Source organism: Rhizobium ecuadorense (genome assembly GCF_001187535.1).
Lineage (GTDB): Bacteria > Pseudomonadota > Alphaproteobacteria > Rhizobiales > Rhizobiaceae > Rhizobium > Rhizobium ecuadorense.
In genome coordinates this window covers 1-207 of sequence record NZ_LFIO01000904.1, presented here as the reverse complement: position 1 = coordinate 207, position 207 = coordinate 1, and the positions used below count along the sequence as shown (strand labels likewise).

1 pseudogene is annotated in these 207 nt (G+C 57.0%); it reads left to right on the top strand.

Going from position 1 to position 207, the window contains the following annotated elements:
- Positions 1-207: pseudogene (locus AF337_RS44440) on the top strand (hypothetical protein); the annotation flags it as partial.

Below are 207 nucleotides of genomic sequence, written 5' to 3'. Positions count from 1 at the left end.
GCGAAACCTACGCGACCGATGATGGCGAGATCAGCGCCACAAGTTTCCTCATTCATTGTTTCCAGATGGGAATCGTCGATGAGGCCGCGTTGAAATCGGCTCTGAAAATGTATCTCGCGACACAGTTGAGTTCAGGCCCGCTTCCGCAGGCCATGGAAGACGGCTCCTTTGCCAGATGGCAGGATGACGGCGGCGCCCCGGTGAATG